A 14,931-nucleotide genomic window follows, 5' to 3' on the forward strand; every position below is an offset into this window, starting at 1 on the left:
GCGAAGGTTCACTTCTCTGCTCTGACACCCCCTTCTGCGTAGGCCGGTTCACCGGCGCCTTCGTACATCGCCACGGGCCCCGCACCGCGCACCGGGCTCGACCATGGTGCCGAAAGCGAGCACCGATTCACCATACCGAGCGACCCGTCGGGAAGATGGCCGATCGCGAGGCGAGACATCAAACCGCGGGCCCGGACCCCGCAGCGGTGGCTACAGTTTTACGGGTATGGCAAGACTTCGAGACCTCGTGCCGCCCGCGAACCGCGCGGCCGTCAAGAACTTTGCGGCCGGACTGCTGTGTGCCGTCGGGGTTCCGGCGCTTGCCCGGCGGCGACATCGCGACCTGCTCGCCATCCTGATGTATCACGGTGTGGAGGATGAACCGCTCTCGCCGGCCTGCTGGCATGTGCTCGGGTTGGAGCTGTACCGCCGTCAACTCGAGTACGTGCGCAAGCACTTCAACGTCCTGCCGCTGGAGGAGGCCCTCGATCGCCTTGCGGCGGGAACATTGCCGGCGCGCGCCGTGGCGATCACGTTCGATGACGGCACCCGCAACCTCGCCACGCACGCCGTGTCGGTGTTGCGCGATCTGAAGCTGCCCGCGGCGATGTTCCTGGCGACCGGCCCGATGGGCAGCGGCGAAACCTTGTGGCCCGACCGGCTCTGGCTGGCGATCGCCCGCACCACCGCAACCGAGGTCGATCTGACCGAACTGGGACTGGGCACGTGTTCGCTCGACGGCACGGCCGACCGGGGTCAGGTCTACGCGACCGCGGTCGAGCGGCTGAAAGAGCTGGCCGACGAGCGGCGGATCGCGGTGTTGGACAAGGTTCTCGGCGCGTTGGGCCACCGAGACGGCGGCGACAGCGGTCCGTTCCGGATGCTCTCCTGGGACGACGCGCGCGAGATCGTCAGCGACGGCCTGGTGACGCTGTATCCGCACTCGGTGACCCACCCCATCCTGGCCCGCTGCAGCGATGACAAGGTCGAGCGGGAGATCGCGGATTCCTGCGCGGCGATCGAGCGTGAGACAGGCAGGGCGCCAAGGGTATTCGCTTACCCGAATGGCCGGGCGCAGGATTTCGACGCCCGCGCCAAGAATGTGCTGCGCGGTCGTGGCGTGCGCTGGGCGTTGACGGGCGCAGCGGGATTCGCCGATCGCCGCCGCGACCCGCTGGAGTTGCCGCGACTGGCGGTGGGCAGCGATACGTCCTTCGACTACTTTCGGCTCATGGTTTCCGGCGGGCTTCCGCGTCGCTATGGCGGCACCCGCGGGATGGCCACCGCGGGCTGAGGGCCCGGCGTCGCCGCGACGCGGCAGCGAGCCACACGTCATGCAGGGCGTCCCGCCAGCGGTCGACGTCGAACTCGGCGGCGCGCGCGTGGGCGGCCGCGGCGAGGCGATTACGCAGTTCGGTATCGACGATGAGATTCTGCAGCGCCGCCGCCAATTGCTCAGGGTCGCCGGGCCTGACCAGCACGCCGTTCACCTGATCCGTCACCACTTCCGGTATCGCGCCCACCGCGGTGGTCACCGGTACCACGCCATTGGCCATCGCCTCCAGCACCGCCATCGGAAGGCCCTCGCTGTAGCTGGGCAACAGCAAGATCGCCGATTCGGCCAACAGCCGGTCCCTCTCCGCAGGGTCGACCCAGCCGCGGACCTCGACGGTGTCGTCGAGTGCGTAGGCGCGGACACGCTCACGCACCTGCTCCACCTCCCCGTCACCGGCCAGTGTGACCCGCAGATCGGCCCGAATGTCGCTGGGCAGCAAGCTGATCGCGCGGACAAGGTCGTAGCTGCCCTTGTTGGCGCCCAGCCTGCCCAGCGACAATGCCCGCAACGGCCGGCCGGTGCGGGGCGACGGCGCGACGGCAGGCATGACCACGGGGTTGTACAGGATTCGCGCATGCGAGTCGTCGAATCCGAGCCTGGTGGAGGCTGCCACCACATGAGATTCACCGAGCAGCACCACATAGTCGGCGCGCAGCGCCGCCCGTACGGCGCGGCGCAGCGGCGACGGCAGCCCGTCGAACCAGGTGAAGAAGTGCGAGCTGTGGCAGTGGATGATCGTCGGGATGCCGCACATTCGCGCGACGAACAACGGTAGGGACTTTCGAACGACGCTGCCGCGCAACGAGAAGTGGACGTAGAGTACGTCGACGAAGCCGAACAACACCAGGGCCGACGCCTTGAGCATGCCCGAGACTCCCGTCCAGAACCAGATGGGCAGGGTGTCGTCGACATAGGTGGGTACGAGGCGGATGCGGAACCGCGGATCGGTGTCCTCAATCAGCAGTCGCATCACCGCCGCCATGCCGCCGCGGCTGTTTGGCCCGGTCGGCGCGGTCCCGACGGTCAGCACTCGGATCGGATAGCGAACCGGCCCCGATGCAGGCAACTTTCTGCCTACCGGCATGGCAGCCATACGTTCTCGCCTGACAGTGGCTCGGGCACGGACGGCCTCCTCGTCCCAGTCCGCTGCAGTCCCGGGCGGGCGCGTGATCCGCCCTCCGCCGGGATGTTGGCGTCAGCGGCAACCTTAGCAAACGGCGCAGTGGTGCTGCTGACATCGGTCCGGTTGTGACAGGGTCCTTCACCCATGGTGATTCGGGTCTTTATGCCCTTGAACGGGCTCCGCTAACGCATAACATTCCGTTAGTGTTCGGAAAGTCTGTGGGCCGATTTGTGGCGCTGGTCAGCGTGGTCGGATTCCTGGCCGTCAGCGCCCCGGCATCGTGGGCCGAGCCCACCGAACCGGGTACAACGACGGAGCCCGCCGCGCCGGGTCCGGTGAGGACCTCGTTCACCCTGGCGACGAGCGACCTCGGATATGGCTCCGCCTTGTCGTTCTACGGCCTGCAGGGCGTCGTGCAGCTAACCGTGCCGGTCCCGCAGGGGCTGACGCCGGCCGTGTTGAACGCGACCGTCCAACCGCCCGTCAATCTGCGCTCGGGCGTAATCATCGTGTCGCAGGCCGAGCGCGAATTCGCGAGGGTGAACGTGCCCACCAACGATCAGGCGCCGATCGTAATCCCGTTGGCCGGAGCGGAAGTGGTCAATGACTCGGTGACGGTGACGCTGCGTGCTTACCTGGTGCCGCTCGACGGATACTGCGTCTACCCGTGGAGCCCGTTGCGGCTGACCAACGCAACGGTCGGCTACACCGGGGTCGAACAGCCGCCCACCACGGTGGCCCATTTCCTGCCGCCGGTCCTGCGCAAGCTGACCATCTTTGTGCCGCGGTCGCCGTCGGTGGCCGAGTCCGACACGACGGTTCAACTGGCCGCCGCCACGGCGGCGCACTACGGCCAACAGGCCCCCGAGATCGCGGTCGTTCCGCTGGCCGACGGACAGACGGCCCCGCCGACGCCGCCGCGACCGCAAGAACGCCAGATCGTCGTCAAAGAGGGACCGGACAGCGGGCTTTCCCTGCAAGGCGCCACCGACCTGCCGTGGCTGGTGATCTCGGGACCCCTCGGGTCGGCCGCGGAGCCGGACATGGCTCTGCTCTTCGGCAATCTGTCCCAGCTGGCCGTTGCCTCCAAGGTCGTGGCGGGAACACTGAAGTTCAGCCCCCGACTGCCCGACGACGTGGCCACGCTGCGCGAGCTCGGTCAACCGGGCCTGAATTCCGTTGCGCTGCAACCCCGGCTCTCCATCGCACTGGACCAGACCCGGTTCGGCCGATCGATCCACGCGGTGCGGGTACATCTGAAGGGCTCTTACTCCCCGTTGCCGAATACCGGCGGTCAGATCCAGGCCACGGTCGGCACCGAAACCATCGACAGCTGGCCGGCCGACGGCCACGGCGCCATCGACCGTTGGATCGACATCCCGGATCGGCTCCTGCAGCGCTGGACGGGTCTCGATGTGACACTGGACGTTGCGGGCAACGTCGGACGGTGCGGGGATTTCTATACCGCCGGCGCCGGCGACCACATGTTCACGCTGACCATCAACGGCGACAGCACCGTGCAGAGCAGCCCGGCTACGCCACCGGTTCCGGACGGCCTGCGATCGGTGCCGCAAGCGCTGATGCCCCAGATCCAGGTGGGCATCGAGCCACGCTCCTTCGATGACACCGCCCGCGCCGCCCGCATCGTCGTAGGCCTGCAGCGAATCAGCTCGATACCGATCGTGACCACCGTGGTGAGCGCGCAACAGGCCATCGATTCGTCGAAGCCCGCGATAGTGATTGCGGCCGACGGGTGGAAACATTCCGATATTCCGCTTCCGGTGGCCGCGGAGTCCAGCGGGCGGATCACCGTCAACGCCCTGCAGTCCGACGGCAAGCCCGCCACCCTCACGCTGGATCCGGAACTGCGGTTCGCAACCCTCCAAACGGTTGTCAATCGCGGCCGCACACTTCTGGTCGCGACGTCCAACGGCGCGACCGCCCAACTCGACGTGCTCCTCAAATGGCTGGACAGCGATGCCAAACGCTGGCAGGGGCTCAGGGGCGTCGCGTTGGTGTCCGTACCCGGAGAAGACCCGGTGGTGGTCGATCGCCCGGATGTCGCCACGGCAGCTCCGTCCGCAACGTTCGAGGGTCCCTGGGGATCGAAATGGCTCTGGTGGTTTGGCGGAGCGTGGCTTGCCGTGGCCGTCATCGGTGCGGCGGTGATCCTGCTGCGCAGCCGGCGCCGATCGCGGCACGGCTGACGCGGGGAATATCGTTGTATGGAGCCACGGGGTAACAAGTTAATTGCCCGCTACAAGGAGACGTACGCCATTCCTCCCGGGGCGGATGTCACCGAGCAGATGATCTTGGATCATTGGAAACTGGAAAAGCAATTGACGGCGGAGCTGCTCGAATCCAAACCCGAGAACAGGTGGGAAACGTTCGACCGGTGCTACACCCGCCTCTATGCGGAATTACCGTGGCTCAATCAATTCTCAAACGAAGCCGATCTCAGGCCGCCTCAGGAACGATTCGGAGGATGGCTGGAACTCATCGGGCCTCCGCCGAAGGCGATTTATGAAATCGGTTCCGGTCAGGGCGGCCTCATATCCTTCCTGGCTCGCAACGGTTATGCCTGCAAGGGAACGGAGATCACCCGTGAGCGGGGAGAGAAACTTCTCCGGAGCTCTTACGCCAATCTGTCCTGGGGAGTATCGGACGGGGTGCATCTGGACAGGTTCGAGCCCATCGAGAGCTACGACGTCGTGATCTCCGACCAAGTGATCGAGCACATGCATCCGGATGATCTGGAGAGCCATTTGAGGAGCGCCCGTGCCATCTTGAAGGAGGGCGGGCGCTATATATTCAACACGCCCAGCAAATACACCGGGCCGCACGATGTCTCGCGCGTATTCAAACGTCGTAGGGCGGAGGGCATGCACTTGAAGGAATACACCTGCCGCGAATTATTCGAGGCGGGCACCCGTGCCGGTTTCACCGAAATCCGGTACGGATTCGTGCCGAGAAGGTTCCGCATCATGCTCATGGTGCTGGGGGCCGGAAGGTTCGCCAGGCCCGACGCCGTCGGAGTCGTGTTTCTGCGGACAGTGTTTTCGGTCGAAAGATTCCTGGAGACCTTGTCCGTTGCGGGGTTGCGCCGGCTGTGCGCAAGCATTGCCTGCAAAGTCGGCGTTTTCTCCGAAACCATCTCCCTGGTCGCCCAGAAATAAGGTTCTCGGGTACTCCTGCCAATCAGCGCCGGCGACCCACCACCTCGGTGATGACGTCCAGCAAGCCGTCCGCGGCGCGATCGACGGCGAATCGCCGGGCGTAGTGGCGCGCTGCCGCGGCTCCCTGTTCCGCCGCGGTGACCGGGTCGGCCAGGATGTCGAAGGCGGCGGCAAGCCCGCCGACATCGTCGACACCGACCGGAGGGAGATCCGCTGGCTGGTATTCGGGCAGGCCGCCGGCGGTGGACACGATCGGCATGACGCCCAACTGCATCGAGAGCACCTGCACGCCGCTTTGGGAAGCGCGCCGGTAGTGGGCGACCGACCCCTTCGCAGCGGCCAGGGTCGTGACCACATCGGAGTAGCGGTACGAACCGCGTTGCCAGCGTGCGTGTTTGGGCAGCGCGCCGCTGTCGAGTGACCCGTCGCCGATGAGCACGAGGTTGTCACCGCGCCAGCCGCCCCCGCCGACATGTCGCTGCCAGGCGTCGAGCACCACATCGGGGTTTTTGTAGGGGTAGAGCCGACCGACCATGACAAAGTCGTGACGTCCAGCGGGCCCCACCAGCGGCGGGACCTGGGCCGGATCAAGGTCGCTGGTGAGCGGAACCACGTGCACCCGCGTGCCGGCAACGTCGCGGCGCGCCGCGACGGCGGCTGCGACATAGTCGCTGTAGGCGATGGTGGCCGCCGAGTGCGCGCCCCAGCGGTCGAATATAACGGGCTCGTAGGCCCGCCGCTTCTCGATGGCGTCGTGCGGGCGGTCGTCGTGCACCAGCTGAATGCGTGGCACCCGGCCCGCCAGCGCGATCCAGCGCGGGTCGCGGACCAGTTCGGCGATCACGACGTCGGGACGGTACTGGCGGACGCGGCGCCAGGCCGCGAGGGCCGCGGGCCAGGTCGCCGCCGTGCCCAACCGCGGATCGAGCACCAATTCGTACGCGCGGGCGGCGTCCGACTCCGGATGGAGGTCGGTGGTGACCAGTAGCACGTCGACTCCGCGCCGGCGCAGCGCTTCGGCCTGCACGCGTGCCAGTGGCCGCATCCAGGGTGAAAGCCAAAGTACCCGAAGGGGATTCATAATACGGCGTCGATCGCGTCCAGGTAGGCGTCGGTCATCGCCTCCACCGTATAGTGCTTGTGCATGCGCTCGAAGCCGCGCCATCCGACCGACGGCAACGCGGCGGGGTCTGCCAGGATGCGGGCCAGGTGCTCGCGCCATCCCGACACGGACACAGGCTCGACGACGAATCCCGCGCTTCCGTAATCCAGCATCTCCGGCACAGCGCACACCGCCGACGCCGCAACCGGCACCGCCCGGGCCATCGCCTCGAGAATCACCAGCGGGAACGCCTCGGAGCGACTCGGGACGCACAGCAGGTCGGCGTCGGCCAGCGCCGGGCCGGGGCCGGGAACCCATCCCCGCCACTGCACCCGGTCGCGCAACTCGCTGGGGGTTCGGGCCTGCAGCCTCTCCCGATCGGGGCCGTCACCGAAAATCGATAGCTTCCAACGCATATCGGTGAGGCCGCTGAGCGCGTCCACCAGCAGATGGGGGTTCTTGTGCTCGACGATGCGCGAGAGCATCACCAGATGCGGCGGCTCACCAAGGGTCCGGATCGGGGGAGCCGGGTCGTCGGCCGAGGCAACGCCATTGGGGACGATGAACCGCCGTCCCCCGAGCCGATGGTGTGCGGTGAGAATGTCCCAATGCCGTTGCGCCAGCACGATGAAACCGTCGGCGCGCCGCATCGCTGCCGTCAGTGGGCGCGAATACGTGGGACCGTCCTCTTCGGGCGGGATATGCGCGGCGACCAACCAGCGCCGGCCGGCGCCGCGCGCGCGCCACAGCGTGGCGAATCCCGTCTCGGTGTTGGTGTCGCTGCTGATCAGCACCGCCGGCCCCGGGGGAATGTCGACGATCGGCGCCCACCAGGGCTGGCGCACCACGCGCACCGAGTGCGGAATCTCCTTGATCAGCGGGCCGAACCGCTGCACGCAGACGATGGTGACCGGGTAGCCGCGGCGGTCCAATTCCGTTGCCAATAACGCTTTTTGCCGCTCGGCGCCCCCGTACACCAGGCGGTTGGTCACGATCACGATGGCCGGCAGGTCGTTGCGCGAGCCGGCGCGAGCGCATTTTCCAGCGCCCCGCTCGGCGGGCTGCAGTCGCTCCAGCAGCGTCGTGCCGGCCAGGTACGCGTCCGCGTGGTGAACGCTGTATTGATGTTCGAGTAGCAGCGCGGTGTTGGTGCGCGCCAAGTCTCGGTCGCGGCGGTTTTCGTCAGGCGCGACGGCGTCAGTCGTGCCCGTGCCGGTCGCCGGCTCGGCCCGGTCGACGCCGAGTTCGTCGGCCAGCAGCACCCGCCAGCCCGTCGCGCGGGCGCGGTTTTGCCAGTCGGCTGCCTCGCCGTACCCGAAGAACTCCTCGTCGAAGCCGCCGATGGCGTTCCATGCCGCACGGCTGATCGCCAGGCAGGTCGGTGCCAAACAACCCCGGATGGCGCGTGATTCGGTGGGTTGGTGGGCATAGAGCTGCGAGAAGGGCGTGCCGCGCAGCGACTCGGAGTGGCCGGCGGCCGCGACCAGCGCGCGCGTCAGCGTCAGCCGGCGGGCCGCCACGTCCCACGGCGGACGACCGGCCGCGGCGCCGTCGTGCACCATCGGCGAAACCGCCGCAACCCGAGCCTGGCGAAGCAACTTCCTGGTGCGGGTCAACGGCCCGTGCAGGCGGGCATCGGCCTTCAGCAAGAGCAGATCGCTGTCGCCCGGTGTGTGGGCGACGAGCACGTTGAAGGCCGCGGCGAAGCCGAGGTTCACCGGTCCCGGCACCCAGTGAACCGCCGGGTGCCCTGCGGCCGGTTCCGCACCGCCGGGAGATCCCTCACCCCCGTAGACATATACCGGTGATTCGGGCAGGTGTTCGGCGACGCTGCGCAGGCACGTCTCGAGCAAGGCGTGGTTCTCGCCGGGCACGATCAGCACCGCAAGCGGCCGCTCCGAGGGTAGAGGGGCGCTGCCGCCGGCCGGGCGCTTCAGATATGCCCGGTCCATCTCATGGGTCATGTCTGCAGCCCCTTCCGATGCAACGAAACCAATGTCGACCACGAGAGCGGGCCGACCGCCGCACTGGTTGCCAGATAAGCAGTAGCGGCGGCGGCCAGAATGACCACCACGTGCTCACCTTTCAGCAGCAGCGTCACCGCGACACTCGCCGCGGTTGGTACCAGCACCCGCATCACGAAAAGCAGGGGCGCGCGGTACCCGGTGTGACGACGAAGCCAGAAGGCGGCCACCTCCATGTTGAACAATTCCGTAAAAATCAGCGCGGCGGCGGCCCCAATGGCGCCGAACCGCCCGTCCAGGGCCAGATTGAGCGCGACGTTGAGGGCGAGGGTGGCGACCGTGAGCCAAAACCAGAACCGCTGACGGTTGCTGGCGAACAGGTCCTCGCCAAGGGTGGTCGCGACGAAGCGTGTTCCCACCGCCACGAACAGCAACGCCAGAGTTGGCGCCCCGCGGCCGACGAATTCCTCGTCGCCGAACAACCGAATGATCGGCCCGGCCAGCAGCATGCCGACAACCGCGATGGGGATCGCCAGGAAAGACATCAGCTCGACGCTGTGGCGCACGAACGCGGCAAACGCCGCGACATCGCGCGCAAACAGCTCGGTGGCCGTAGAGAGCGTGGACTTGAGGAAGAACACCGACAGGATCAGGGTGTTCATCGCGATCGCGGAGGCCAGCCCGTAGACGCCCACCTCGGAATGCGTGTTCACCAGGGACAAGATGACTCCGTCAGCGCGCCAGTACAGGACGGTGATCACCGTCACCCCCATCGGAAACAGGCTCTCCCGCAATAGATCTGCGACCTCCCGCGGCGCGAAGATCGGGCGCAACGAAACGTGCCGCGCCGCCGCGCCGCCCTGGATCAGCACCTGCAGCACTGTGGGAACGAGCTGCACGACCGCGAACCAGATGACACCGGTTCGTTCCGCTACCAGATAACCGATCACCGCCAGCATGGCCAGCCGGCCGACCAGGTCGGAGATGGCCACCGCGGAGAACCGCACGGTGGCCTGGAACACCGGCTCGAGCCGCGTCGTGACCGTCATCATCAGCATCTGCGACGACAACACCACGAGCATCGCGCGCACGTCGTGGTCCCGGTAGACGAGCAACCCGGACCCGGCCGCCAATGCCGCGAGCGGAAGGCAGTACACCAGCGCCATGCCGTTGCGGACCCGGATCAGGCGCTCGAGGTCACCGGTGCCCGAGGTGACGCGGCGCACGATGACGCGGCCGAGACCCAGATCGACCAGGCTCATCCACATGCCGATGAAAGCGCCCGCGATGGTCAGCTGGCCATAGCGACCCGGACCAAGATAGCGAGCGGTGATCGCCACCGAGACCGCCGAGGCCACCATTCCGAATACCCGGCAGACCAGCTGGATCGAGACCGCGCGAGCCAACCGCGCGAGGCGCCCCGACGGCACGACCTCACTGGGACCCGTCGACTCAGTCATTGCCCGTGGCCCCTCGCGACCTCCGTTGCCTGCTACGACGGCTTGCACCGTTCATTCCATGCCGGGTAGATGCGTACCTGGCAGGGATCAGCTGCAATTCGCTGCCCACTTTTGCGCTGGACCGCACAGACCGATAGGGGACTTGGACCAGAAGCGAAGAGCCATAGTGCCCTGATGCGGGTCGCGCCTGGCAAACCACGGCCGCCTCAGGGCTTCTCACGCACCGGCGCAATAACGTCCGAGCAATAGATGTTGCGCGCCGCAACCTCCGCGAGCCCGACCTGCAGATCGAAGTAACTCGGATGACGTGCCGCGATCAGGCTGCCCCCGGCCGGTATCTTCGCGCCGGCCCGAGCATCTCTTTCCACGGTGCAGACATCGTGCGCGTCCTTGACCAACGTTTTGTCATCCGGCCACCGCCAATGCTTTTGGCCCCAGGTACGGCAACGAGTGGTATCCAAGACCTCACTGTGTGCGCAGGGATTGTGGATCACCGCCAGGTAATGGTTGTCCCGAGCGTTGAATTCAGTCATTGACAGCACCGCAAACACAACCGTCATCACCATTCCGGCCGTCAAGGAAGCATGCGCAATGATTGCGCACCGGCGACCTCGGCAATGGGTCGGCATGCGACATCCCTCTGCGGCTCCCCGACGCCACCGGCGCAGGGTCTGGGCGTAACTTGTTGCTCAACTTTGCGATGGCGCACCACCGACCAATAGGGCACTTGGACCCGCCGCGAAGAGCCATAGTGCCCGCGTGCGCGGGCTACCGGCGCCCAAGGCCGGAATGGCCGGTGCCGGCGCGCTGCATGCGGTACAAACATCGTTGTGCACCCGGTCGCGGCCGTTTCCGTCGAAGGATGCCCGATGCTGCGCCGATCGCGTGTGACCTCGCCGAGGATGCGGCCATGACGAGCGAGGTCGCGCTCGTGCCACGGTCCATGGATCGGTGGCGTGACGTCCTCTCCGTCGAGCGCTGGGATGCCCTCGGGAAAACCATCCGCGTCGCCAGGTCGATATGCGCGGGCCGGACCGTATGGTGCGTCAACTCGACCGCGGCCGGCGGCGGGGTGTCCGAGATGCTGCGCACCATGCTGTCCTACCTCGCGGGCATCGGGCTCGACGCCCGCTGGGCCGTCGTAGACGGTGATACCGAGTTCTTCAGGATCACCAAACGGCTGCACAACTTCGTCCATGGCAACGCCGGTGACGGGGGCGTTCTGGACCGACGGGAGCGCGACGCTTATCACCGCACCATGCGCGCCAACGCGGCCGCCCTGACGAGCATGGTGGCGCCCGGTTCGCTGGTCGTCCTACATGATCCGCAATCTGCGGGACTCGTCGAACCGCTGCAGCGGCATGGCTGTGCCGTCGTGTGGCGCTGTCACATCGGCGCCGAGCTGGTCAACGACCACACCAAGCGGGCGTGGGAGTTCATCGAGCCCTTCGTCTTCCGCGCGGACCGGCTGGTGTTCTCGCGCGCCGTTTACGTCCCCGAGCAGCTGGCCGGTCGGCCGGTGTCGATCGTCTCCCCGTCGATCGACCCGTTCGCGGCGAAAAACCAGTGGCTCGACGAGAATTCCGTGCGTGCCATCCTCTCGACGGCCGGCCTGCTGGATGCCGGGCAGACCGCGGCGCAGCCGTTGTTCTGTCGGCTCAACGGCGACACCGCGAAGGTCGAAGGCCGCGTAATGCTGCTAGGCGGCGACCCGCCCGAACCCTGCCGACCGCTGGCGCTTCAGGTTTCGCGTTGGGACCGGCTCAAGGACCACCTCGGGGTCATGCGCGGATTCGTGCGCCGCTGCCTGCCGGACACCGACGCCGACCTGATGCTGGTGGGCCCCCACGTGGACACCGTCGCCGACGACCCGGAGAGCGTCAATGTCTTCTCCGAACTCGTCCGCGAGCACGCCGCGCTTCCCGAGGCCCAGCGCGCCCGCGTGCACATCGTTTCCCTGCCGATGACCGACGTCGAGGAGAACGCCGCGATCGTCAACGCCCTGCAACGCCACGCCACGATCGTCGTGCAGAAGAGCCTCGAGGAGGGCTTCGGCCTGACCGTCACCGAGGCGCTGTGGAAGGGCAAGCCAGTCCTTGCGTCGGCTGTCGGCGGCATCCGCGACCAGATCCGCGACGGGCGGACCGGGCTGCTGCTCGATGACCCGACCGACCTCGACGCCTTCGGTGACGCGCTGGCCGGGCTGCTCGCCGATCCCGCGCGCCGCCACGAGCTGGGCGCCGCCGCCGCGCGCGACGCGCACGACAGGTTTCTACACGACCAGCACATCAGGGCGTGGCTGGCGCTGGCCGCCGGTCTGGCCACCTAGTAGGCCCCGCGGCCCGCCAGCACGGCTCTCAGCGTCTGCAGGATGATCATGAGATCACCCGCCAGCGACCAATTGTCGACGTATGACAGATCCAGTCGGACCGAGTCTTCCCAGGAAAGGTCCGACCGGCCACGTATCTGCCACAGTCCGGTGACGCCCGGCTTCAGCAGCAGCCGCCGCTTGACATCACCGCCGTAACTTTCCACCTCTCGCCGCAACGGAGGCCGCGGCCCGACCACGCTCATCTCCTGCCTGAGCACGTTGATGAATTGTGGTAGCTCGTCGATGCTGAATCGGCGCAGCATTCTGCCAACGGGCGTGACCCGCGGGTCTTGGCGCATCTTGAAGAGTATGTTGCCGGCGCCTTGATTCAGCGGTAGCAGGCTGTCGAGTTGCGTATCGGCATCCACCGTCATGGTCCGGAATTTGAACATCGTGAACGACTTTGCGTTATGGCCTATGCGTTCGGAACGGTAGAAGACGGGTCCTTTGCTGGTCAGCTTGATGGCGATGGCAGCCGCAAGCAGAAGCGGCGATGTCCCGATCAAAGCCGTCAGCGCGAAACAGAAGTCGAAGGCGCGCTTTTGGAATTGCTGAGCCCCCGTGTATTGCGGTTTTTCGACGTGGAGCAGCGGGAATCCGGCGATGGGCCGCAGGGTCAACCGCGCCGGCGCGACATCCCACACCCCCGGCGACACCACGAGGTCTACGTCCCGAGTTTCCAGTTGCCACATCAAGTTTCGGATCGCGGTGATGCCGTAACCCTCCGTCTGCGTCACCACCACCGTGTCCGCACCGCAGCGGTCGACCGCGTTCGGCACGAAAGATTCGTCACCAAGGATCGGGACGTCGTGGCCGTCCACCGTCAGGAGATCGCCTCGGGGCGGCCCGGATCCGGGTATGCAGGCACCGACGACGACATAACCGTCGGATGGATTGCGGTCCAGCTCCTGCACAAGGCGGGAGACCTTCGCCCGGTCTCCGATCGCCAATACCATCGTCTGGTATTCACCATGCGCACGCTTGCGGCCGATATACCTACGCCAGATGTTGCGGCTCGCCAGCAGTCCGAAAGTGCCGACGTGGAGCACGATTGCCAGATATATCCGGGGCGGCTCTACTCTGGCGAGCAGCGCCAGCATCGCGATCATGCCGAAGGTCCAGAACGATGCGGTGGCAATCCGCCGGTATTCATCGAGCCCCGCACCGATGATCCGTGGTGATCTCGTTTGGAATATCGCAAGAAACGACAGCCAGATCGTCACGAAAATAAATGAGGACAGTATCGTCACCGGGCGCGAATAACCCGGGATGCGGGGCGAAACACCGAATAGGGCGTACTGAGCGAGAATCACGGATGCGCAGACGATTAGCGCATCGCTGATGCGCAGACGGTGCGAATACCGGTGCTGCCAGCGCCGCGGGTTGCGCCGGTCCGACGCGGCCGCCGGGTGGGCGGTTTCCAACGAAGCACTGTTTCGGTGTTTGAGCAATGCCATGCCGCCCCGCTTTTGCTTACGCGCTCGCTGGCCCGGCTGCAGCTGCAGGTCTGGGGCCAGCGGGCAGGTCGGCATCCCCGCTCGTCGGCGCGTCCGGGTAGCCGGTGTAGTAGCTAGCGGGATAGCAGATGAGCTGCGCGCGCGCCGCGCGGAGCAATGCGATTGGACCCTGCAGCAGGTAGCGGCGGGCCAACCGGCGCGGCTCGTGGGCCAACCGATAGAACCATTCCAGTCCGGCGTTCTGCATCCAGTCCGGCGCCCGATGCGTGGTGCCGACCAGAAAATCGATGGCACCACCGGACGCCAGGAAGATTCGTGCGCCCGTCGCGCAGCCGTATCGGTCGATCCAATGCTCTTGCAACGGCTTGCCGAGGCTGACGACGAGGATGTCCGTGCGCGCGTCGCGGACGGCCGCCGCCAAACTTTGCGAACACGACGCGATGCTGTGCGGGTCTGGCGCCCACATCCCCGAGATCGCAAGCGCCGGACGGCGATTCCGTAAATGCTCGGCGAGCCGGTTGTGGGTTTCGGCGCTGCCGCCAAAAAAGCCGACCCGCCGGCCCGTCTCTTCGGCCAGCGCTAACAAGGCGGGCAGCAGGTCGGCGCCGGTGACCCGGGGCCATGGCTTGCCGGTGAGCAGTCGGCCGCGCCAGGCGATCGGCATCCCGTCGGCAAGCAACAGCCATTCCAGCGGACCGGTGGGCCGTGCCGTGACATTCCGGAAACGGTACAAGTGGTCGAGGTTCACCGAGCCCACTGCCAGGCCGGCTGTCGCCGCGGATTGCAGGCGCGACGCGATGATCGACAGCACCTCGTCGAACCCGCGACGCTCGACGATGGTGCCGCCGATGACCATGCGCGCGCCGTCTGCGGCGACGTCCACGTCGCGCCCAACCACGCCTGAGGGATCCGGGGGGATGAGCCGCTCGGCGCTCATGTCCC

General features: G+C 66.8%; 11 protein-coding genes. 4 read left to right on the top strand and 7 right to left on the bottom strand.

Annotated features, from left to right (window positions below):
• Window positions 1-226 precede the first annotated feature (226 nt).
• Entirely contained in the window at window positions 227-1,294 is a 1,068-nt protein-coding gene (locus KXD96_RS04965; RefSeq protein WP_260743303.1) for a polysaccharide deacetylase family protein, read from the top strand.
• Here KXD96_RS04965 and KXD96_RS04970 read toward each other — a convergent pair.
• A complete protein-coding gene (locus KXD96_RS04970) occupies window positions 1,230-2,366 on the bottom strand; it encodes a glycosyltransferase family 4 protein (protein ID WP_260743305.1) in 1,137 nt (378 codons plus the stop codon). The genes KXD96_RS04965 and KXD96_RS04970 overlap by 65 nt on opposite strands.
• A 296-nt stretch (window positions 2,367-2,662) precedes the next feature.
• On the opposite strand from KXD96_RS04970, the gene KXD96_RS04975 reads away from it, so the two are divergent.
• Window positions 2,663-4,666, top strand: coding sequence for a hypothetical protein (locus tag KXD96_RS04975; RefSeq protein WP_260743307.1), 2,004 nt, complete (start codon window positions 2,663-2,665; stop codon window positions 4,664-4,666).
• A gap of 18 nt (window positions 4,667-4,684) precedes the next feature.
• Window positions 4,685-5,635 carry a class I SAM-dependent methyltransferase gene (locus KXD96_RS04980; protein WP_260743309.1) on the top strand — a complete coding sequence of 317 codons (951 nt, stop codon included), beginning with the start codon at window positions 4,685-4,687 and terminating at the stop codon, window positions 5,633-5,635.
• Window positions 5,636-5,657: 22 nt separating this feature from the next.
• On the opposite strand, the gene KXD96_RS04985 is transcribed toward KXD96_RS04980, so the two are convergent.
• From KXD96_RS04985 to KXD96_RS05000, 4 genes are all read right to left on the bottom strand, one after another.
• A complete protein-coding gene (locus KXD96_RS04985) occupies window positions 5,658-6,716 on the bottom strand; it encodes a glycosyltransferase (RefSeq protein ID WP_260743310.1) in 1,059 nt (352 codons plus the stop codon).
• On the bottom strand, window positions 6,713-8,701 hold the full coding sequence (locus KXD96_RS04990) for a glycosyltransferase (RefSeq protein ID WP_260743311.1): 1,989 nt from the start codon (window positions 8,699-8,701) through the stop codon (window positions 6,713-6,715). The genes KXD96_RS04985 and KXD96_RS04990 overlap by 4 nt, the downstream gene beginning before the upstream one ends.
• Entirely contained in the window at window positions 8,698-10,161 is a 1,464-nt protein-coding gene (locus tag KXD96_RS04995) for an oligosaccharide flippase family protein (protein WP_260743313.1), read from the bottom strand. Before KXD96_RS04995 ends, KXD96_RS04990 begins: the two co-directional genes overlap by 4 nt.
• A 206-nt stretch (window positions 10,162-10,367) precedes the next feature.
• Complete coding sequence (locus KXD96_RS05000) at window positions 10,368-10,694, bottom strand: hypothetical protein (protein WP_260743315.1); 327 nt, start codon at window positions 10,692-10,694, stop codon at window positions 10,368-10,370.
• A gap of 329 nt (window positions 10,695-11,023) precedes the next feature.
• Between KXD96_RS05000 and KXD96_RS05005 the strand changes: the two genes are divergently transcribed.
• Complete coding sequence (locus KXD96_RS05005; RefSeq protein WP_260743317.1) at window positions 11,024-12,490, top strand: glycosyltransferase; 1,467 nt, start codon at window positions 11,024-11,026, stop codon at window positions 12,488-12,490.
• On the opposite strand, the gene KXD96_RS05010 is transcribed toward KXD96_RS05005, so the two are convergent.
• Complete coding sequence (locus KXD96_RS05010) at window positions 12,487-13,989, bottom strand: sugar transferase (protein ID WP_260743319.1); 1,503 nt, start codon at window positions 13,987-13,989, stop codon at window positions 12,487-12,489. The two genes, KXD96_RS05005 and KXD96_RS05010, sit on opposite strands and share 4 nt — an antisense overlap.
• Before the next feature lie 16 nt (window positions 13,990-14,005).
• On the bottom strand, window positions 14,006-14,926 hold the full coding sequence (locus KXD96_RS05015) for a WecB/TagA/CpsF family glycosyltransferase (protein WP_260743320.1): 921 nt from the start codon (window positions 14,924-14,926) through the stop codon (window positions 14,006-14,008).
• Between the last annotated feature and the right edge of the window lie 5 nt (window positions 14,927-14,931).

This window comes from Mycobacterium sp. SMC-2 (genome assembly GCF_025263485.1).
GTDB lineage: Bacteria > Actinomycetota > Actinomycetes > Mycobacteriales > Mycobacteriaceae > Mycobacterium.